A 22344-nucleotide genomic window follows, 5' to 3' on the forward strand; every position below is an offset into this window, starting at 1 on the left:
TTTCTTACAATTCCTGTGTGTTCGCACACACTGCTTTGTTACCTCAAAATTACGTCACAAAAAGTTCGCTGTATATCGTCCTCACCTCTTTTCCTCACAAGGGGGAGGGCAGTGCTTCTCTGCACTTTAAGTAACCAAGTAAAGCCATGCTTCTTTTGGTTTAGCATCCTACGGAGCGCACCGTGCCACATTAAAGATACACTTCAACGACTCAGCAGGCTGCTTAAATCAGGCTTGCCTGCGTCCACCCATGCCGAATACCAGATAGAGGCTACCCGCTCGACCGATTGTGCAAAGCGGCGTTCGACCATATCTCCTAAGGCCTGCTTGAAACGCTCGTAGTAGAGCGGTGTGTAGATTTCTCGCTCACGTCCATTTTTATCTGTGATAATTGTGCAAATCTCTTCAGGTTTCAATCCCTCTTTGGCTTTGAGGTCGCATTTCAGGACGGAATCTACAAGTAAGTAGCTTTCCAAAATCCACTTGAAACTTTCTTCCGTTTTGTCAGCAATGTAGTAGACTCTTGGCTTAATATCGCCCAGCGTTTCATAGTGCCGCATAAAGCGCTCAGGAATATCCGACTCCCAGCGCCCGTGCAAGCCTTTTTGTCCAGTCAGCTGCCCATCGTAGTTCTCTGTTGCGTGCAGCGGCACATGGCTATCGGCTACATAGTGCCCTAGATTGACCGCAAAGAAGAGAATCTTATCAAGATTTTTAGTGCGAAATGCTTGTGTTAGGCTATCTGCAAATGCCGCAATTCGCCATGGCACCAGTCCATACGTGCGCAGCGTATCAAACGAGTATTTCTTTACCGCATCTTCGTAGCGACGTGGCAGTTCAGGGAAAGGATACTTGCCGTATCGATCAATGTCGAGAAAGTGCTGTGGCGCTTCGCTGGGGTCAATGCGCCGCCGGTCGTCCGCATCGATTGCATGCTCAATGAGGAACGTAGCATACTCTCTGAAGAATGGCGCAGTTGGCTCTGGCATTGCTTGCACGGCGAGTCTATGAATTTGCTTATGCGCCCAGAAGCCCCACCCCTCGGAGAGCTCAAGCGGACAGGCTGCACCCAGCAGTGTCAAAGTGATTGAAATAGCCCAACGTGCTGAAAAAAATCTGTGGTGCATAGATAGCGTCAGATTGTTATGCTAAAGTTAGACAGCGCTGCGATTTTCTCACCAAGTTTAAGAAAACTTAACAAAGTGTTTCTACCTGACATTTTCTCGCCTATATTTTGCTTGCAACGTTTCAAACTTTTAAAATGCAAGAGCTATGCTTTCTCGTAGTCTATTTCTCATCCTCTTTGCAGCCATTCTTATGCACCTATCTTGCACACCAGCTATGCACAGCAGCCGCTTGCTTCGCGTCGAAGAAGATGCGCCTGAGTTAAGGCGCGTTCCGACTTTGCCTAATATTCGCGCCCGAATGGTTCAAACCACACGCCTACGCACGCGCGTGCTTTTCTCAGGCAATCAAACAGGTGTGCCTGTAATCTTTATTCACGGTAACCTCTCTTCGGCTACATGGTGGGAGGAGACTATGCTACGCTTGCCTCCTCAATACTATGCAATCGCACCTGACCTACGTGGCTTTGGTGGTGCAGATACTGCTGCAGTTGTCGATGCACGGCGTGGCGTAGGTGATTGGGTTGATGATATTCTGGCGCTTGCTGATGCACTTGGCATTCAACGGTTTCATGTTGTTGGTAATTCGTTAGGCGGGAATGTGGTGTGGGGTCTGCTTTTGCGCTGCCCAGAGCGTCTTCTAAGCGTAACACTGGTGGCGCCTGGCTCACCCTTTGGCTTTGGCGGCACAAAAGATACGCTCGGCACGCCTTGCTTTCCTGATTATGCTGGTAGTGGTGCAGGGCTTGCTAATCTGCTCCTACTCAATGCGATTAAAGCGGGCGATAGAGGTTTGTCGACATTCTCACCACGAAATGCCTTGCGTAACTTTGTCTTCAAGCCCGGCTTCATTGCCCCACGTGAAGAAGATTTGCTGTCTGCAATGCTGACCGTTCACATTGGCGAGCGCGCTCTACCCGGCGACAAAACACCTAGTCCAAATTTTCCCGGCTTTGCACCCGGTATCTATGGGCCTGTTAATGCTATCTCACCCAAGTATGCTCCCTCTTTTAAGGATTTTACACGTATCACCCCTAAGCCGCCGATTTTATGGATTCGTGGCGCGCTGGACAAAGCTGTCTCAAATCGCGCGTCATCAGACGCAGCCGTATTAGGTCAAGCAGGACTTTTGCCTAATTATCCGGGTGCTGACATCTGCCCGCCCCAACCAATGATTGACCAGATTCGCGCAGTCTTACGTGCATATGAGCAGCACTCAGGTTTTGTGCGCGAAATCCTGCTGGACGACTGCGCCCACGCCCCTCACATTGAGCAGCCTTTGCTTTTTGACCGATATTTCCATGAGCATCTGCTGCGCGCAAAGTAGCCTTTCTAAAAATGCGCTATCCAACTATTTAGTAATTTCTGGCAAATCAAACTTTTGGAAAAATTGAAACGCTTATTTATTCTTGCTCCACCTGAACTTTCTTCCAATTAACGAAACAACTGAGGAGGAACTATGGGAAACACTTTTCGCCACGCTGCTCTTGCGCTTGCTGTATTCTTGATTGCTGCCACATCTTTTGCACAAACCAGCTCACTGAGCGGTCGAGTTACGGACAAAGCCAATCAAACTCCACTACCCGGCGCTAGCATCGCAATTCGCGGCACAACCAAAGGCACAACTTCACGTGCAAATGGCACATACAGTATCAGTGGTCTTCTGCCTGGGCGCTACACCATCGTGGTAACCTATATGGGCTACAAAACCTTTGAGCGCACATTGGAGCTGGCAGAGGGAGAAAACAAACTGGATATTGCACTGGAAGAAGCAGTCATTCAAACGCAAGAATTGGTGGTGTTTGGCGCATCTCGCCGCACTGAGAAAGTCACAGACGCCCCTGCGTCCGTTCAAACTGTCAGTTCAGCGGAACTGGATCGAGTCCCGCTTGCTGCATATGGGTATGCTATGTCGACGCTTAAAGGCGTTGACTTTGTGCGCTCCGGGATTGATGGCATTGGCATTAATGCACGCGGTTTCAACTCCGCCTTCAATACCAGAATGCTGGTTGTAACCGATAGCCGATTTTCAATCTTGCCTGGTAATGGCTTACCAATTGGCAACCTTAATACCAATATCAAAGAGGATATTGCCAGCATTGAAATGATTTTGGGTCCTTCATCTGCACTCTACGGACCGAATGCTCATAATGGCGTGGTGAATGTCGTCAGCAAAGACCCACGCACATCGCAAGGCACTATGTTTGCACTCAATGCAGGTTTGCAGTCTTATTTCTCTGGTCGCTTTCGGCATGCTGGCGCAGTCGGCGATTTTGCTTGGAAAGCCACCTTCGAGTATATGACGGCTCGCGATTGGGAGTTTGTTGATACGGTCTATCAAACGCCTGCAAACGGTGGAAATATCCCGCACTTCAATCCCGCCAATCCAGTTATCACACGCCCGGGTTTTGACCCACGAGCCACTGGACGCATAGACACAGACGAAGATCTCTTTCTTGTTCGGCACATTCGTGGCGAAGGCACTTTTATCTGGAATCTTCCGTTTGAGACCGCTTTCTTAGGCGATCGCCCTGATTTGATACTCTCTTACGGGCAGAGCAACAACTGGGGCGCTGGTCCCACCAACGCTGGACGCAACTACATTAACAACTGGCTTTTTGCTTACTGGCAAGCCAAATTCGTCTCACCACGACTCTTTGCGCAGATTTACAACACTTGGAACAACTCTGGCAACACTTTTCCGATTCAGAATGTAACGAACATTATGAATGGCAACATTGTGCCTGTGCCCACGCTCTTTGGGCCGCTGCGCGACACGAACCGCGTCAATCGCGTCCTGCGTGGCACTATTACCGCAAGCGAAGCTATTCAAGCTGCTCGCTTTGCAGAGCTGTCTTCACGGCTTAATGCCGAGATTCAGTATAACAATCAAATTGGCGACCGTTTGCGCTTTGTTTTGGCCTTCAATTATCAGGTCGACAATCCGCGCAGTGATGGTACTTACTTAGGCGATAACGCTGCATTCAGAGGCGACGGTTCTACTGCGCTTGGCACAGGACGACTTTTGCCAGAAAGCTACATCAGCCTATCTGGCATTAAGCAAATTGGCGGCGCCCTTCAACTTGACTTTAACCTTACTGAACAACTCCGCCTGCTTGGCGCTTTGCGCTACGACAATCACGACATTTTCGGCGCAATGCTTGCTCCTAAAATCGGTGCAATCTACAGCATCGGCGATGGGGCATTGCGCGCCACTTACGGTCGTGGCTATGTCGCCCCTACTGTACTGAATATGTTTATTTTCGTGCCTGCTGCCGTCGTTGCTGGCTCTACGCTCTCAATTGTGGGCAATTCTGAAGGCTTCACGCTGCAGAACGGCACGGTGTTTGACAAACTTCGTCCTGAGCGAGTTGACACATATGAAATCGGCTACAAAGGCGTGCTGCCTGGCAATCTCTTTCTTGACATTAGTGCATACTTCCAAAACTCTGCTGACTTTATCAGCCCCGCTGTGCCACTTTACTCTGGCTTTACGCCTGACCAGCGCGTTGTGCGCATTGGCAATACCGATGTGCAACCGCAGTTTGTGCAAACATATGTCAATTTCGGTCAGGTTACCGCATTTGGTGTGGATGCTGGCATTACTTACAACATCAACAACAATTGGACAATTGGTCTGAACTACTCTTGGTTCCGTCCCGATTTCGATGCGAACCGGCGTGATGGCAATCGGTTGGTATTTGACGTAAATCGCGATGGCGTTGTAACGCCAAATGAAATCAGTATCAATACGCCAGAGCATAAAGCATCGTTGGTTGTCACTGCACTGAACCTCTTTGATGGGCTGCTGTTTGGCTCGCTGGCAGTGCGGTATGTGTCATCATATGATTTCGTCTCTGGCGTGCATTATGCCGGTCGGTTTGGTGAAGGCACACGCACTATTATTCCACGCGACCCCAGTCAGCCACTTGGGCCGAACAACCCAGCCGCTGCGACCTTCCTTTTTAATCGTGGCCCGCTCGGTGGATTTGTTACGGTGGATTTGAACATTGGCGTCAATATCACCAAAGAGCTGCTTTTCTCGATTTCAGCCACAAACCTTTTCAACACCATGCAGCGTGAGATGGTCGCATCGCCCGCAGTTCCACGATTCCTTTTGAGTGAGGTGCGCTACACGATACCCGCATTCTACTAAAGAGCCTGTCGTGCATGCGCTCAACTGCACGGTTGGGGTGCCACTCTTGAGGGTTGACTCTTTTGCAGCGAAGCGAGGGAGAACTTAAAACTGCAACTTGCAGCACACTTTTCTCCTCGCTTCCTTTATTTACGGTTTGCTGAACAGCTCTTCACCCAACATCGGAAAGCCCATATTTGTGGCGGAAGTGTCGGATGTAGTAATCACGCACGCAGCGGTGCTCAGGGAAACGCAAATGAGGGTCTTGGGCTACCAAGGCAAACGCCGCTTCGCGTGCGGATTGCAAAATCTCGCTGTCTTCGTTCAGGTTCGCAATTTTAAGATTGGTAATGTTGCCAGATTGCTGCGTGCCCATGATGTTGCCTGTGCCACGTAGGCGCGCATCAATTTCAGCAATTTTGAAGCCGTCGGTGGTCTCTTCCATTGCGTAGAGCCTTGCTTTGGCATCGACGGTCAGTTTATCGTAGATGAGGTAACAATAAGACTGCTCTGCTCCTCTGCCCACGCGCCCACGCAATTGATGCAGTTGCGCTAGACCGAAGCGCTCTGCGTGTTCAATAACCATAATTGTCGCATTCGGCACATCCACCCCGACTTCAATGACTGTTGTGCCAACCAGCACACGCGTTTTGCCAGAGCGGAACAACTCCATTTCTTCTTCCTTCTCGTAAGGGAACATTCGCCCGTGAATGAGTCCTACACGACACTCCTCAAAAACATTATTCTTCAAATACTCATAACTCTCGACCGCCGCTGCTAAATCCACTTTCTCCGATTCTTCGACAAGTGGATAGACAATGTAGGCTTGCCGACCTTTGCGGATTTCCTCCTTTACGGCTTCATACACTTTTTCACGTTCTGATTCATGGCGCAGGTAAGTGATGACAGGTTTCCGATTTTTCGGCATTTCGTCAATGATAGAGACATCTAAATCGCCGTAGAGCGTCATTGCCAGCGTGCGGGGAATTGGCGTTGCGGTCATTAGTAGAATGTGTGGATTGAGGGCTTTGTCTTGCAAGGCCTTTCGTTGCAAGACCCCAAAGCGATGCTGTTCGTCAATAATCGCTAAGCCCAGATTGTGGAACTGCACCTTATCTTGAATTAAGGCGTGTGTGCCTACCACAATTTGCGTTTTGCCTGTTGCAATCGCTTCCAAGATTTCCTCTCGCAACTTTTTGCGCTGCTTGCCAACCAGCAGTTCAATCGTTACGCCAAGCGGCGCCAGCAAGGACTTAAGGGTGATGTAGTGCTGAGTCGCTAAAATTTCAGTTGGCGCCATAAAGGCACATTGCGCACCGTTATCCAGCGCAATCATCATTGCAAACATTGCGACCAGCGTCTTGCCACTTCCGACATCTCCTTGCAGCAGGCGATTCATTTGACTACCGCTGCGCATATCCGCACGGATTTCTTTAATTACACGTTTTTGCGCATTGGTCATTTCATACGGCAAAGACTGGTAAAGCCGATTGGTGTAGTCGCCGACCTTTAAGAAAGGCGTGGCATGAACTGTACTAGCCGTCTCTTCTTTGCGCAAAGCAAAGAGCAGTTGCATAAAAAACAGCTCCGTCCACTTTAAGCGAAACTTGGCGCGCTCCAGTGCCTCAATAGAGTCTGGAAAGTGAATTTGTTCGTAGGCATCTGGTAGGGGCATTAGGTCATATTTGGAGAGCAACAACGGTGGCAAGTTTTCTTCAATGTATGGCTTTGCTTTATGTAGCATTTCCCGCATCAGTCGGCGGAGCGTGCGGTTGCTCAGCCCAACTTGCTTCATTGCTTCGGTTGTGGAGTAGAGCGCAATGATCTTGCCTGTGTTAAACAGCTCATAATCGCTTTGCTCGCCGTCCAGTTCGCCATCGCTGGACTCTGGTAAGGAGAGTTTGTCGAAGTCAGGGTGCAGCATTTGTGGTCGCGAGCCGAAGAACCCCACCTTGCCTGAGACTGCTAGTGCTTCGCCCGCCTTAAAGACCTTTTGCAGATACTGCGCCCCTTGAAACCATGTTAGGTCAAGCCGCCCTGTTCGGTCAAAGAGCTGCACCACCAGCCGACGGTTTTTCCACGATGTACCTTCAAGACGGACAGACTTAATTTCACCGACAACTGTGGCGGTTTCTCCTTCCCGAAGGGCAGCGATGCTTTTGATGAGCGTTCTATCAAGGTAGCGGCGTGGGAAAAAGTTCAGAAAATCCTCGAAGGTGCGAATGCCAGCGCGGTAAAGCGCATCGGCACGGTTTGGTCCAATGCCCTTGAGAAACTTAATGTCGCTTTGGAAAAAGCTGGCGCTGTGCATACCTTACTCGACACTTTTTCCTATCACTAAAAAATACGCTTATCTGTTACTTACCAGCGTCCTGCTCTCTCACACTACTTTGTCTTCATTACATACACGCCGTCCCAATTTTCGGGGAGTGTTTCATGCGCCAGCATCTGGCAACGGCGAATGTAAGTCTTGGCAGGTCCATCGTTTGGCGAGAGCTGCAATACAGCCTCGAAGCGGCGAATTGCACCTACCCAATCCTGCTTGCGGTATAAGGCAAGTGCTTCGGCAAAGCACTCAACTTTTTCTTGCTCCTGCGACGAAAGCCCTCCCTTTTCAGAGAGCAGTTCATAGATGCGAATTGGAATTGCTTTGCCCTTCACGCGCAGATAATCCAGCTCACGCACTTCAATAAAGTCTTTTGCTTGCTGATAGGTGCTTTCACTAATGATAATGTTTGTGCCGTATTCCTTATTTGCGCCCTCTAAGCGAGAGGCTAAGTTTACTGCATCACCAATGACGGTGTAGTCCATGTGCATCTCTGAGCCGATGTTGCCGATAACCATCTTTCCCGTGTTCAGTCCAATGCGTGTCTGAAAATGTGGCAAGTCCGCACTTTTCTTTTCATAAAATGCTTTTAGCTGCCGGTGAATTTCCAAAGCAGTAAGACAAGCTGACGCTGCATGTAAATCCTTTGGAATTGGCGCCCCAAAAATTGCCATAATCGCATCGCCGATGTATTTATCAACCATTGCGCCATGCTCTAAGATAATTCGACTTGCCAGCGTAAAGTATTCATTGAGGAACATCACCAACTCTTTCGGCGTCAGTGTCTCCGAAATACTGGTAAAGCCCTCAATGTCGGAGAAAAACACAGTTGCCTCAATTTCTTTGCCACCTAACTCTACCTCATCAGGGTTGGCAAGGATTTCATCAATGACGCGCGGACTCAGGTATCGGTTGAAGGCTCTTCGCAACTCGCGCTTTTCTCTGCCTTCTGTAGCATAGCTCACGACCGCCGCCAGCGCAAAGGTCAGCAGAAACGATAGGATCGGGAAAGCTGCTGGAATCCACCAGCGTGCTTGCATGAATGCAACATAGACCGATGCGAGGTAAGTTAATACCAATAAAACAGCAAATACCACACTCACACTTACTCGGTTCAGCAGAAAGAACCCAGTGCCAGCTGCAACTGCTAAACACAGTGCAAGGAGCCAACTTCCTTCTTCTGGCAATTCGTGCAAGAAATGCCCATTAAGCAGGTTTGCCAGCATAGTTGCATGAATCTCCATACCGGGGTATGGCTCTAACGGCGTAAATGGGGTTGGTTTGAAATCCAGCAATCCTGCTGCAGAAGCACCGATAATGATATGCTTGTCCTGAAATTCACTTGGCGGAATATCGGGTGATTCTCCTCGCTCAAGTTGAATGGCAGAGGCAATCACTGCACCTGCAGGATAGTATTTGAATGCGCCATTTGGTCCGCCTTTGCCATACCAATAGAGCAAGAAGTTGCCATCGCTTGCAGTGGGCAAGGTCTTGAGGAGCGAATCTATGTTACCGATGCCTTTGGAAAGTATGAAACAGCTTAGTCCGAAGTAAGGCAGATACTTATCACCCAGCTTGCATATTAGTGGCACACGCCGTGCGATGCCATCACGGTCGCTTTGGAAATTCACTACACCGAGCTTTGCCGCCCCATCTTGAAAGATGGGAATCGGTGCTTGTGCGCTGCGATACGCAGGGGTATTCAAATTTGACGCATTTATCGCGGGCAAGAAATGCTTCGAAAACACCTCATTTTCGCCCTCCGTATGCACATCACTCGAGAGATAGGTTGCCAGCACGGCACAGCCACTTTCTTTTAGTGCACAGGCAAATGCGCTGTCAGAGGTGGCTGCATCGACACTCAAGCGGTCAAAATCAGGCTGTGAAAATTCCACATCAAAGGCAATCACTTTTGCGCCTGCCTTGTGAAGGTAACGCACCATTACGGCATAAAACTCTCTCGGCCATGGCCAGCTTTGCCCTTGCTTTTGGAAATAAGTCAGGCTGTTTTGGTCAATTGCCACCATCACAACGGAGTTATCCTCACGGTGCGGATTATGACCGTAGAGAAATCGCACATCTAAAAGCTTCAGCTCCACCACCTCCAGCAAGCCCAAGACCTGCAGCAGTGCGCTGAGCCCGAATCCAGCAAGCGTAACCGCTGCAATTCGCACGGGCTTGGACTTTCGCAGTTGCTTTGAGAAATGCAAAAGACCTGCTGACATTGAACTGATTGTTAGTTGCTGCAAGATAAGAAAGAGCAGCATACTGACTATGAGATACCCTACCTCACAGACAGCTACCTCATTTAGTCGGTGGAAGGCTGTAGATGCGGTAAGCCATAACTGCAGGGGCTTTGCTCAATGCAGTGCAGCGGTTACTTCGCCACTGGCGACGCAGGTGGTGCTGAAGCCAAGCGCCGCTTTAAGCGCTGGTTTTTGAAGAACTGCACCACAATACCGAAGGGACAGAAGTAGTGGCACATTCCACGCGCTCCGAAGATGGTTACGCCTAATCCCACTAGTGTGAGAATGAGAAAGTGTCCACCTTGCACCAGCAAACTCTCTTCGCTGTTAAATGGATTGTTGATGGGGTTTTCGCTCATATCGAGCACTGCTTGACTATGAAATAGCCATGCTAATGGCACCCAGATTACAAGTAAAATCAGCGTTGCATACTGCGAAATTTTTGGATTGAACGATACACGCTTTTTGGCAAAGGGGAACATAATATCTTGAATTCCGCCCAGCCAGCAGAAAGTTGAACACACCCACCGGCCGCTACGTGAGGCAGCATAGACCAGACTACCCCAAAACACCAGCCCAATTGCTGCCCAAAGAATGTTTGGAATCGCAAACTTAATCAGCGCCACATGAACGAAAATAAACGTTAGCTGAATCACCAGTCGCTTGTAGACGATTTTGCGATGCGTTTTGTGGTGAGTGCTTTGCGGAGTAGGTTGCAAATCTTTTGCAACATCTTGCTGGGCAGTTGCTCGGGGAGTTTGTATGGTCTCAGCTTGCTTCATGGTACCAACTCCTCTCAGATTTAGAACCGTCTTGCAGCGGCAGGTGTCGCTCAGGTTACCTGCCGCTTAGCGATTAGGAAGCTATCTTACGCGTTGCGCGCAGCTTGTTCAAGATACCTTTGTCCACGTTCAGTTCCATCGGCTCTTTTTCCATTGGTGGCTCTTTGAAGAGCACTTTGAGCACATCCCCTTCACGCACGAAGCTTTCCATTTCCAGCGTGTAGAGCACCCGTGGTAATGTAATCACTCGATGGTTGCGATCTATTGTCACACTCAGGTCTGTGCCCATTCGTACGACCTTGACTTCTTCGGCATCTTTTAGGAAGGGAATGCGAATCGCCAAAATTTCACGATTCATATTTGGCAGCGCATCCTTTTTGCTCTCGATCCAGAAGTTTTTACCGCTGTAGAACACCTTATCAGGCGACTCTCCTTTGAAGATAAGCTTGCTTAGCTCATAGAGCATATCGCAACCAATTGGTTCTACGCGCTGCATTTCACAGCGGAAAATTGGTGTCGGGTAAAACGAGTTATCAATTTCCAAAAGATACTTACGATGCAGGTCTGACCAGAACTCGAAATACTCGCCGACGGTCTTTACTGTTGGCAAGACTTTGTTCACCACAATCGCATCAATGTTAATGCCATAGAGGTGGACAAATGTGTAGGCACGCTTGGTTTCGAGAATGGAGAGTTTTTCTGGATTTAGAACTAAGCGGAAGGTTACTTCTGGTCGCAAGATGAACTTGTTGATGTCGTCCATCTGCTTCATTAACATATTGACTTCCTCGAAGAACTCAGGGTCAGGCTGATTGGTGGCGCCCAGTGAGCGCTGCAGCGAGGCCATATTTTTGTAAAGCTTAAAGAACTGCTTGCCCATATTGCCGCCAATGATAATCTCAGGGTAAGCTAAGAGCCGTAGTGTGTTGCCCGTGGGCGAAGTATCCAGAATAATCACGTCCCACTTGCCTGACATTGCTTCATCTAAGAGGCGAGCTAGGGCAAAAATCTCATCTAAGCCGGGCTGTGTGGTCAATTCTGAGGCGACGCCTGAGTCTACACCACGACTAGTGTAGGAACTCGAGACAAACTTCTGAAAGCCCGACATATTTTTCTTGAGCTCATAAATTGTGTCGATTTCCAAGCCATATAGATTTGGTTCGATTTCGCACGGCTCAAAGCGCCCTATTTTGAAATTGAAGACATCGGAAATAGAGTGGGCAGGATCGCTGGACATAATTAGCACGCGCTTGCCCTGACGTGACAGGGCAACCGCAGAGGCTGAAGAGACGGTTGTTTTGCCCGTGCCACCCTTGCCAGAATAAATGATGACTCGAGGGATTTTGGTGTTGCCCAGTTGCGCTTGCAGATCTCTGGTGAGCATACTCTTCTCCTTTTCTCTTAAATGTCTTGCTCACCTAATCTGCAAATTCACGAGCAATCTTGCGGCGCTTAAAAGTCGATTGTGCCGAGAAATTCCGTGCAGCTCAATCCACTATAACTTAAAGTCTTAGCCCAGAAATCGGCTAAATCGGTCGCTACATATCGTGCTGCCTTTGGACAGCTGCGCCTCTTGATTTTCACTTAGCCTGCTGTTTATTCCTTTGAATCGCTGCAGCTAGCGTATATTTGCTTTGCCCTTTGAATTTTCTTCAACTTATCCAATTCGGAAGTTATGCCACTCATTGAAAAAATCCTCGCTCGACAGATTCTAGATTCACGTGGCAACCCCACGATTGAAGTTGATGTCTATACTCGTTCATCGTTTGGGCGTGCAGCCGTGCCCAGTGGTGCCAGCACGGGCGAAAACGAAGCCGTTGAGCTGCGTGACGGCGATAAGAAAAAGTATCTCGGTAGAGGTGTCTTAAAAGCGGTTAAACATGTCAATACTGTTATCAATGATGCACTGACAGGTATGGTCGTAACGCAGCAAACAGAAATTGACCACAAGCTCATTGAGCTTGATGGCACAGAGAATAAGTCCAAGCTGGGCGCCAATGCCATCTTGGGCGTCTCACTCGCCTGTGCAAAAGCCGCTGCGGATTTTACTGGCTTACCTCTCTATCGATACATTGGGGGTGCATTAGCGTGCACTCTGCCCGTTCCGATGATGAATGTTCTCAACGGCGGTGCCCACGCAGACAACAATGTAGACTTTCAAGAGTTTATGATTGTGCCCGTTGGTTTTTCAACCTTCAGTGATGCGCTGCAGTGCGGTGCCGAAATTTTCCATTCGCTCAAAGCGCTTCTCAAATCCAAAGGTTACAGCACCGCTGTTGGTGATGAAGGCGGCTTTGCACCAAACCTCAAATCCAACGAGGAAGCTATTGAACTTGTGCTCGAAGCAATTGGTAAAGCTGGTTACAAAGCAGGCGAAGCGTCGACGGGTGCATCGAAGTCCAAGAAAAATGCTGGTTCTTCTGCGCCTGCCGGCAATGTGATGATTGCCTTAGACCCTGCTACCTCAGAGCTGTATGACCCAGCCAAAAAGAAATACATCTTCAAGAAATCCACCAAGCAAGAGCTTTCATCCGAAAAGATGGTCGAGTATTGGGAAAATTGGGTTAAGCAGTATCCGATTATTTCTCTGGAAGACGGCATGGCGGAACACGACTGGGAAGGCTGGGCGATGCTGACGGAGCGTTTGGGCAAACGCATTCAGCTTGTCGGTGATGATTTGTTCGTAACCAACACGAAAATTCTCTCCCGTGGCATAGAGCAAGGCATTGCGAATTCCATCTTGATTAAGGTGAATCAGATTGGCACGCTGACCGAGACACTGGAAGCGGTCGCCATGGCAACCCGAAATGGCTATACATCAATTATTTCTCATCGCAGTGGGGAGACGGAAGATGCCACGATTGCACAGCTTGCAGTCGCCACCAATGCTGGGCAAATCAAAACAGGCAGTCTATCCCGCACAGACCGCGTTGCCAAATACAACGAGCTGCTACGCATTGAAGAACAGCTTGGTAGCGAAGCCAAGTTTCTTGGGCGAGCAGCTTTTCGCGTCTAAGGGAAACTTGCTTCAATTAGAAAGGGCGGCTGGAAAGCCGCCCTGTTTCGCTTTTGCCACAACCGTCGGCGTGACAGGATTTGAACCTGCGACCCCCACTACCCCAAAGTGGTGCGCTACCGGGCTGCGCCACACGCCGATGTTACCCTCCACAAGAAAAGGGCTTCAAAGATACAATGATTTCCTGAAACTTGCATGCCCCTCGCTCGAGTTGCTACCAAGCTTCGTATGTCTGCCTCTCCACTGCAACTCAGCTGCTAGCAAAAGCAATAGAGCAGGCTCTGCAATCTCCGCTTCATTCTCAACCGAGCTGATGAATTCTACACCAAATAAAAAGCGCTGAGGGAAACTCTCACTTCTCCTCAGCGCACCTTTACAAGCCGTACACGTTACCACTTTTCTATTTCAGCACGAAACGAATCGGGATAATCATTGCACTCTTGACGGGCTTTCCTTTCACTTGTGCCGGCAAAAAGCGTGCTTCCTCTGTAATGACGCGAAGCACCTCTGCGTTGAGCAGTGGATGAGCTGATTTCACTAAGCTAATTTGGGTGATATAACCTGCCTCATCAATATAGACCTTCGCTACGACTTGACCTTCAATTCGGGCGCGTTCCGCCGTGAAAGGATAGACAACCTTTTTGTAGAGTCCCTCGACCCCTCCAATTAGCTCGACTTCCTTGTCAGGAATCGTTACGCTTTCTTCCACCTTTGCAAATTCTTCTGCAGCTTTCAAGGCACTCAGCATACCTGCATCGTTTGAAATTGCACTGACCTCAATATCACGAGCAATGTTATACTGCGTTTCAGCTTCCTGCTGCTTGCCCTTGTCTCTATCCTTGTCCGCGCTTGCAGGATTTGCTTTCACGACAATCTCAGGCGCTTCACCCAGCCTTACATCCATTCGTTTGGTTGTTGAGGCTGCGACAGCAATTTCAGCCCTCCATTCAGGGTAGCCCCGACGTTTCACGCGCACTTCGTATCCACCCTCTTGAACTCCCAGCAGCACATAATATCCCTGCCCATTTGAAATCGCTGCCTGCGTATGTGGCACGGTTTTACCCACCAACGACACGGTGGCACCGCCCACTGGCTCACCACGCTCATCTACTACTCTGCCGATCACTCGCCCTTGTGCCCACACTGCGCTACTTGCCGAAGTGAAGAGGAAAAGGATAGCCGAGTATAGTAATGCGCTTTTCATAGTCTCCCTTTTGTAACGATTTACTTGATAAAAAAATGGACTTATGCTGCCAGTAACTTCATGTTGGTCTTTCTAAAAATTTAATCATTTTTTAACGAGAAATACAACGCTTGCAAGAGCATTGCGTTGCAGGGGCAGCATTTTGATTGCGTGAGAAAGAGGTCGGTGCATCCGAACCCCCACTCTACTCTACTGTCCGCAGTTTGCTTTCTTAGCAGGCAAAATGAGCGGCCTGTTGTTTTTACTTGGTTACATTCGCTCAGGTGCAGAGATACCCAGAATTTTGAAACCGTTGCGCAAAACCTGTCGGGTTGCCAGCGCAAGGTATAGGCGTGCTTTCATTATCGGCTCAGGCTCACCGACAATGCGGCACTCCACATAGAACTTGTGAAAGGCTGCTGCTACATCGTTGAGATAGGTGACCAATTTCTGCGGCTCTAAACTTTCTGCTGCGAAGGTTATCGCTTCGGGGAAGCGCATCAATGTTTTTGCTAAGTCCAGCTCTTCTTTCAGAGACAGATGCTCGAGTACTCCATACTCAGAAGGATTCGGGGCAAAACCTGCGGTTTCCACCGCCACGCGTTCGATGCCGCAAATGCGAGCGTGCGCATACTGCAGGTAAAATACAGGGTTTTCGTTGCTTTGTTTCTTAGCAAGCTCCAAGTCGAAATTAAGGTGCGTGTCTTTGGAGCGCATCATGAAGAAAAAGCGTGTGGCGTCTGGCCCTACCTCATCAATCAGGTCGTCAAGCAGGTCGGCATTCCCCTTGCGCGTGGACATTTTCACGACTTGCCCGTTGATTGTCGTTGTAACGAACTGGTTAATCACCACTTTGACACGCGAGTCATCATAACCTAAGGCGCGTAGTGCGCGCAACACATCGGGATATTCGTCGATATGGTCAGCACCAAAGACATTGACGATTAGGTCAAAGCCACGCTCAAACTTGGTGATATGATAAGCAATGTCAGGTAAGCGATAGCTTGGTTCACCGTTGGACTTCACGAGCACAGTGTCGACAGGGATTTCCTCCTTTGTCTCCTTATTTACTGTTTTTTTGCCCAAAAGTGAGGTCTTAAACCAGATTGCTCCATCACGCCGCTCAATATAACCCAGTCGGTCTAGCTCTTCAATCACGCGGTCGTTACGACTGGGTTCGCCGCACTCACGGCGGTAGAGTTCCAGCTCGTTAAAGTAAGAATCATGCTTAATTCCTAAGCGCAAGAGTGTCTTTTTGATGGATTCAAAAATCTCTGCTTCGGCAAACTCCTTGAAGAAATAGGGTGATGCACTTTCTTTCTTGGTGTCGCCGTATTGCTCGTAAATCTTTCTTGCGATGTCTTTGATATACTCACCTTGATAATAGTCTTCGGGGAAGTCAACTTTTTCGCCGCAGTACTCGAGGTAGCGTAGTCGAACAGACTCGCCCAAGATACGCATTTGCCGTCCTGCATTGTTGAAGTAATACTCTCGCGTTACGCTGTAGCCCTGTGCTTCGAGCAGGTTTGCAATTGTATCGCCCAAGACCCCGCCTCGCCCACGACCGACGGTCAGCGGCCCTGTTGGATTGGCACTGACATACTCCACGATTGCTTTTTTGCCTACTCCAACCGTAGAGCGTCCATAGCGCTCACCCTGCAGAAGCACTTCTTGGATGGAGCGCACAATAAAGGGCTTTGCAAAGTAGAAGTTGATAAAGCCTGCCCCAGCGACCTCAATGCGCTCCATTGTATCGTGTTGGAAAGGCAACTTTGCGACAATGTCGGTAGCAATCTGGCGCGGATTTTTTTTCAGCGCCTTAGCTAAGAGCATTGCGATGTTTGTGGAGGCATCGCCAAACTTTTCGTCCGCTGGCTTCTCAATCAAGATTGGCTGTTCGGGCAGTGCAATGCCCAGCTCTCCTAATGCGGACTGAATGCCTGAAATCAGCAGCTCTTTCATTGATTCGAGATTTTGAAACTAATGGTGAGTTCTAATGTCTCTTGCAATTGGACGCGCTTGCTGAGGTTTTCTTGGTATAGCAGCACAAGCGTAAAGCGCGTGTCCAAGAACTGATTAATGTTGAGAAAGAGCGTGAATTTTTGATTCACTTCCAGCGCTCCCAAACGCGCAAACGGTGCGAAGAGTTGCGTGCGTGTGCGAAACGAGACGCTTCGGAACAGTTCAACCAACCAAACGATGTAAAGCTCAATTCCTGCTCGGATGTTAATGCGCTCAATGTCTTCTGTATTTGGGTCATCCGCAAAGTTCGGAAATTGATTGGTAAAAATTTCACGTGCCGCAATGCCCATCGAAGCACGCAGCGAGTCGGAGCGTGCATAGGCGAGGCCTAAACTTTGCACGCTATAGGCAGGGTCAAAGAAGCCTGATATTTGCGGTGCGCCCGAGCGAGAGAAATCAAACCCATCTGCAAACTGTGTGCGCAGTGATGCTGCAAACTGTGGGCCAAACGATGCTCCCAAGTCTAATTTTGCAAAGGTTTGCAGGTCAAGCAGGTCATTTGTTTTGCGAAACGCTCCATCAACCAACGTTTGCCCAAACTCTGCTACCGCACGCGCTTCCCAGAACCAAGCGTCTTGTCTATACTGCACCCGCACATTGAGGTTACTTGACCATGCTAGCGCATTGACTCCGCCTCCGACCCAGTTGCTAAATGCCGCCTGCACAATTGAGAGTCCGGGGCGAATTTCGTAGATGAAAGCGGGCGGTGGCGCAGCTCGCACAAGCTGCTGACGCACTTCAACAAGTTGCACCACAGTCAGTGTGTCAGCTTGCTGCGTTGTGTCTGTTTGCACAATGCGACTTTGCCGACCCACTTCACGATAGCTCTGCGCAAACGCTGCGGCAACTGACATTATGCCTACGAGCGCCACGCCCCATTGCAAAACATACCTTGCAAGCTGACATTGCATCGCAAAATGAGCTTGCTAAAAACCAACTGCTGCATCTTCATTTCGGGGGTCAGCGCCACCATACAGCCACCCGTCATCACCGACCAGAATTCCATCTGCAGCGCCGTAGTAAGACGGTAGCTCACGCAGTTTCCAACCACGCCGTTCCAGCGCCCGAATTACATCTTTACGCAGCGCATCTTTTTCGTAGCGCAGCTCATCAGGTAGCCACTGGTGATGAATGCGCTTAGCGCTTACAGCTTCTTGAATGTTCATTCCAAAGTCAATCACATTGGTAATCACTTGAAAGACTTGTGTGATAATGGTCGCACCGCCCGGTGTGCCGATGACCATAAAGAGTTTGCCATTTTTGGTCAGAATCGTGGGTGACATTGAGCTTAGCATTCGTTTCTCAGGCATGATTGCATTAGCTTCACTACCCATCAGACCTGCGTAACCCAATAAACCGGGATTTTGCATGCCGGGCTTGAGACTAAAATCGTCCATTTCATTGTTGAGCAGAAACCCTGCACCCTCGACTGCTACAAACGAGCCGAATGCGCCATTGAGCGTCGTGGTCGTTGCTACAGCATTTCCTTCGGCATCTACCACTGAGTAATGCGTGGTTTCCATGGACTCAATCGCTAACGGTTTGCCACTGGAAATCATCGTGCTTGGTGTAACCGTATCGGGCGAGAAGGACTTCCATCGTTCTTTGAGGTAGGCTTTACTGAGCAGCTCTTGGACGGGCATTTTGACAAAATCAGGGTCGCCTAAGAGGAGTCTATCGGCATAGACACGCCGCATAGCTTCTGCAAACAAGTGAATTGTCTCTGAGCTTTGAAAGCCCATTTCTTTGAGGTTGTAGGGTTCTACCAGCGAGAGCAACTGCACCAGCCCAATGCCGCCTGCGCTCGGCGGTGGCATGGAATAAATCTCGTAACCACGATATGAGCCTTTGATAGGCTCACGCCATTTAGCTTCATACTTATCCAAATCCTCTTGCGTGATAAGCCCGCCTCCTCGTTTCATTTCCGCAATGATGAGTTCTGCCGTCTTGCCTTTGTAGAAGCCATCTCGACCTTTGTCGCGAATGCGCTTCAAAGTTTCAGCCAAATCTTTCTGCACAAATAGGTCGCCTTCTTGCCACTTTTGACTGGTATCGCCTTTGGTAAAATACTTGCGTGAGCCAGCGTAGCGTGCAAAGAGTGGCGCAAAGCGATTTAACATCTCGGCTTTGTAGCGCGTGAGTGGATACCCTTTCTCTGCAAGCTCAATTGCTGGTTGAATCACGGTTTTGAATGGCAGTCTGCCAAAGCGCCGATGTGCCTCTATGATGCCTGCGACAGTGCCCGGCACGCCCACTGCTAAGTGCCCAATTTTGCTTCGATCTAGCGACGGATTGCCCAAGCTATCCAGATACATGGTGCGTGTGGCTTTCAGCGGGGCTTTCTCACGATAATCAAGGGCATAGACCTCGCCATTTGCCAAGCGAATTAGCATAAATCCGCCGCCGCCCAAGTTACCTGCAACGGGGTGCACAACTGCCAGTGCCAGTTCCGTTGCCACGGCTGCATCAATTGCATTGCCGCCTTTACGCAGCATCGCTACACCTGCTTCTGACGCCAGCTTTTGTGCGGAGACCACCATCGCTTTGCGTGTGCTCACAGGGCGCATCTGTGCCAAAAGCTCCGCCTCACTTTGCACAGAGAGCACAACCGCTAAAAGAGAAAAAAGCGCTTTGCGCATTCTTTGCCTCCTTTTGTGCCAGTTTGAGTGGAATCTGCTTAGTCAATCAGTTCAAAGTGCGTGTAAGGACGCAGCACGTCAGGCACCACAACTTTGCCGTCCTTGGTCTGATAGTTTTCCAGAAGCGAGACCATCAAGCGAGACGTCGCTAAGCCAGAACCATTCAGCGTGTGCACAAATTCTGGCTTGGATTTTTCATCACGCTTAAAGCGAATGTTGGCTCGTCGCGCTTGATAGTCTTCGAAGTTCGAGCAGCTTGAAGCTTCCAAGAAGCGCTTTTCTGCTGGCGACCATACTTCAAGGTCGTAGCACTTTGCTGCATTTGCGCCAATATCGCCTGAACAGAGCAGGACGACGCGATACGGGATTTTCAACGCCTGTAAGACGGCTTCTGCATCAGCTCGCAAAGATTCCAGTTCCTCGTAAGATGTTTCAGGCAGCGTGAATTTGACCAGTTCAACCTTATTGAATTGATGCACGCGCAGAAAGCCCTTGACATCTCTGCCATAACTGCCTGCTTCGCTTCGGAAGCACGCCGAGTAAGCCACATACTTGATTGGTAAGTCTTTTGCGCGCAAAATTTCATCACGATGCAGGTTTGTTACAGGCACTTCAGCAGTCGGAATAGCAAAAAGCTGCAAGCCGCTTTCCTCGTAGCGCTCTTGCTCATCGTAACCTACGCGATAGACTTGTCCGACAAACTTTGGAAACTGCCCTGTTCCACGCAGCGAAGCCTGATTGACAAAAAACGGCGGGAAGACTTCCTTGTATCCGTGCTTGGAGATGTGTAAGTCCAGCATAAAGTTGATGAGTGCCCGCTCCAGCGTTGCCCCTTTGCCGACATAGACCGGAAAACCTGCTCCTGTTACTTTTGCTCCACGCTCAAAATCCAAAATGCCTAATGACCTTCCCAGTTGCAAGTGGTCTTTCGGCTCAAAGTCGAACTCACGCCGCCACTCCAGCACCTCCTTACAGACGACATTCTCGCTGGCATCTTTGCCTAGCGGCACGCTTTCGTGCAGCATATTTGGCAGGTTTAGCAAGATGGCTTCTTGTGCTGTCTCATTAGCACGAATCTCCGCATCCAGCTCTGTGATTTTGTCAGAGACTTTCTTCATTTCTGCAATCTTATCGTCTGCATTGCCTTTATTTTTCTTGATGGTGGCGATTTCATCGGAGACTTTGTTGCGTAGTGCTCTTAGTGAATCCGCTTCAGCGACCAGCGTGCGGCGGCGCTGGTCTAATGCCAGAAGCTCATCGACTTTTGCTTGCTCACTTGCCATTTGGCGCGCCACTAACATTGCTTTGACTTTCTCGGGGGCTTCGCGAATGAGCCTCAGGTCAATCATTGACAGTAAAAGCGTTTTTTGCTTCGCAGTTTTGTAAATGGTCGCAAAGATAGCATAAATGCTGAAACAAAGGCGTGCCCAGTGCTGCTTAGCGGCCTGCAATGATTCATCAGCTCACTACACAAAGAAATGCCGTGCAACCCTCACATCGGCTCTTGCTTCTTTCCTTGCTGCACATGCAGGGAAAGGGCAAGACAGTTTGCGCTTCAACGCTCTTCTTGAACGTGCCAGTGCAGCTGGGTGCGCTTTTTTTGTTAGACTTCCAAATCAATGTCGTGCAATTCATGCCAAGGCAGACCGTGCTTTGGTAGCAATTCCATAAATGGGTCAGGGTCAAACTGTTCGCAGTTCCACACCCCTGGCTTTTTCCATTTGCCTTGTAAATAGAGCATTGCACCAATCATTGCGGGCACACCTGTGGTGTAGGCAACAGCTTGCGTGCCTGTTTCTTTGTATGCCGCTTCGTGACTGCAGTTGTTATAGACATAGTAAGTCTTCTCTTTGCCATTTTTGATACCTCGAATGCGGCAACCGATAGAGGTTTCGCCTGTGTAGTTCTCGCCTAGCTCATCGGGCTTGGGCAGCACTTCTTTCAAAAACTCAAGTGGGACAATCTCTACGCCTTTGTATTTGATGGGCTTAATTGATGCCATGCCGATATTCTGAATAACACGTAGGTGCGTCAGATACTCTTGGCTGAATGTCATCCAGAAGCGTGCGCGCCGAAGCGTCGGGAAATTTTTAACCAGCGATTCTAACTCCTCATGATAGATGAGGTAAGATTCTCTCGGTCCGATGTTGGGGTAAGTCAGTGGCTTGTGAATTTCGTGTGGTTTGGTCTCAATCCACCGACCATTCTCCCAATACTTTCCGTTTTGCGTGATTTCACGAATGTTGATTTCTGGATTGAAGTTTGTCGCAAAGGGTTTGCCGTGATTGCCAGCATTGCAATCGACAATGTCGAGGTAGTGGATTTCATCGAAGTGATGCTTTGCGGCGTAAGCGGTAAAGACTTGTGAGACGCCCGGGTCGAAGCCGCAGCCTAAAATAGCCGTAATGCCCGCTGCTTGATAGCGCTCGTGATATGCCCACTGGTAGCGATACTCGAATTTTGGAGTGTCTTTCGGCTCATAGTTTGCTGTGTCAAGGTAGGCTGTTTTCGTTGCAAGGCAGGCGTCCATTATCGGTAGGTCTTGATAAGGTAGGGCAAGGTTGAGCACCATGCTTGGCTGGTATTTTTCAATGAGCTGAATCACCTGCTTTGCATCGTCCGCATCTACACAGTCTGTTTTAATATGGACGTTCAACTTCGCTTGAATGTCTGCTGCAATTTTATCGCACTTTGCTTTAGTGCGACTGGCTAGCACAATGTTGTGAAAGATATCGGGGTTCATTGCGCACTTAAAGGCTGCAACACGCCCAACACCCCCTGCACCGATGATGAGAACAGTGTTCATTTTCACACAATGGTTTAAGGGTTGAAGAAAAACTTATGTTTGGCACAAGGCTCTCAGTAGCAATT

At 49.3% G+C, this 22344-nt stretch carries 14 protein-coding genes and 1 tRNA gene; 3 read left to right on the top strand and 12 right to left on the bottom strand.

From position 1 onward, the window contains the following. Positions 1-203 precede the first annotated feature (203 nt). Positions 204-1127: a zinc dependent phospholipase C family protein gene (locus NZM05_00275; protein MCS7012056.1), complete on the bottom strand. Its 924-nt coding sequence runs from the start codon at positions 1125-1127 to the stop codon at positions 204-206. Between the two features lie 214 nt (positions 1128-1341). Between NZM05_00275 and NZM05_00280 the strand changes: the two genes are divergently transcribed. Then, positions 1342-2451, top strand: coding sequence for an alpha/beta hydrolase (locus NZM05_00280; protein ID MCS7012057.1), 1110 nt, complete (start codon positions 1342-1344; stop codon positions 2449-2451). 132 nt (positions 2452-2583) lie between these two features. Beyond that, a complete protein-coding gene (locus NZM05_00285) occupies positions 2584-5280 on the top strand; it encodes a TonB-dependent receptor (GenBank protein MCS7012058.1) in 2697 nt (898 codons plus the stop codon). 151 nt (positions 5281-5431) lie between these two features. Here NZM05_00285 and recG read toward each other — a convergent pair whose 3' ends face one another. The 4 genes from recG to NZM05_00305 form a co-directional block, all read right to left on the bottom strand. Then, complete coding sequence (gene recG, locus NZM05_00290) at positions 5432-7570, bottom strand: ATP-dependent DNA helicase RecG (GenBank protein ID MCS7012059.1); 2139 nt, start codon at positions 7568-7570, stop codon at positions 5432-5434. A gap of 74 nt (positions 7571-7644) precedes the next feature. Next, positions 7645-9852 (bottom strand): adenylate/guanylate cyclase domain-containing protein, encoded by a 2208-nt coding sequence (locus NZM05_00295; protein MCS7012060.1) that lies wholly within the window; start codon positions 9850-9852, stop codon positions 7645-7647. A 110-nt stretch (positions 9853-9962) separates the two neighbouring features. Next, a complete protein-coding gene (locus NZM05_00300) occupies positions 9963-10550 on the bottom strand; it encodes a 4Fe-4S binding protein (GenBank protein MCS7012061.1) in 588 nt (195 codons plus the stop codon). A gap of 136 nt (positions 10551-10686) precedes the next feature. After that, positions 10687-11997 carry an ArsA family ATPase gene (locus NZM05_00305; protein MCS7012062.1) on the bottom strand — a complete coding sequence of 437 codons (1311 nt, stop codon included), beginning with the start codon at positions 11995-11997 and terminating at the stop codon, positions 10687-10689. A 291-nt stretch (positions 11998-12288) separates the two neighbouring features. On the opposite strand from NZM05_00305, the gene eno reads away from it, so the two are divergent. Continuing rightward, positions 12289-13629 (top strand): phosphopyruvate hydratase, encoded by a 1341-nt coding sequence (gene eno / locus NZM05_00310; protein MCS7012063.1) that lies wholly within the window; start codon positions 12289-12291, stop codon positions 13627-13629. Positions 13630-13694: 65 nt separating this feature from the next. Here eno and NZM05_00315 read toward each other — a convergent pair. From NZM05_00315 to NZM05_00345, 7 genes are all read right to left on the bottom strand, one after another. Beyond that, positions 13695-13768 (bottom strand) — tRNA-Pro (locus tag NZM05_00315). A 261-nt stretch (positions 13769-14029) separates the two neighbouring features. After that, positions 14030-14833 carry a TonB family protein gene (locus tag NZM05_00320; protein MCS7012064.1) on the bottom strand — a complete coding sequence of 268 codons (804 nt, stop codon included), beginning with the start codon at positions 14831-14833 and terminating at the stop codon, positions 14030-14032. Between the two features lie 249 nt (positions 14834-15082). Beyond that, positions 15083-16774 carry an arginine--tRNA ligase gene (gene argS, locus NZM05_00325; GenBank protein ID MCS7012065.1) on the bottom strand — a complete coding sequence of 564 codons (1692 nt, stop codon included), beginning with the start codon at positions 16772-16774 and terminating at the stop codon, positions 15083-15085. Further along, positions 16771-17745, bottom strand: coding sequence for a DUF3078 domain-containing protein (locus tag NZM05_00330; protein ID MCS7012066.1), 975 nt, complete (start codon positions 17743-17745; stop codon positions 16771-16773). Before NZM05_00330 ends, argS begins: the two co-directional genes overlap by 4 nt. Before the next feature lie 15 nt (positions 17746-17760). Then, positions 17761-19473, bottom strand: coding sequence for a gamma-glutamyltransferase (gene ggt, locus NZM05_00335; GenBank protein MCS7012067.1), 1713 nt, complete (start codon positions 19471-19473; stop codon positions 17761-17763). Positions 19474-19511: 38 nt separating this feature from the next. Further along, positions 19512-20822 carry a serine--tRNA ligase gene (serS, locus tag NZM05_00340; protein ID MCS7012068.1) on the bottom strand — a complete coding sequence of 437 codons (1311 nt, stop codon included), beginning with the start codon at positions 20820-20822 and terminating at the stop codon, positions 19512-19514. A 254-nt stretch (positions 20823-21076) separates the two neighbouring features. Beyond that, the gene (locus tag NZM05_00345; GenBank protein ID MCS7012069.1) at positions 21077-22279 is read right to left on the bottom strand and encodes a saccharopine dehydrogenase family protein; all 1203 of its coding nucleotides are present in this window, start codon (positions 22277-22279) and stop codon (positions 21077-21079) included. Between the last annotated feature and the right edge of the window lie 65 nt (positions 22280-22344).

Source organism: Chloroherpetonaceae bacterium (assembly GCA_025056565.1).
GTDB lineage: Bacteria > Bacteroidota > Chlorobiia > Chlorobiales > Thermochlorobacteraceae > Thermochlorobacter.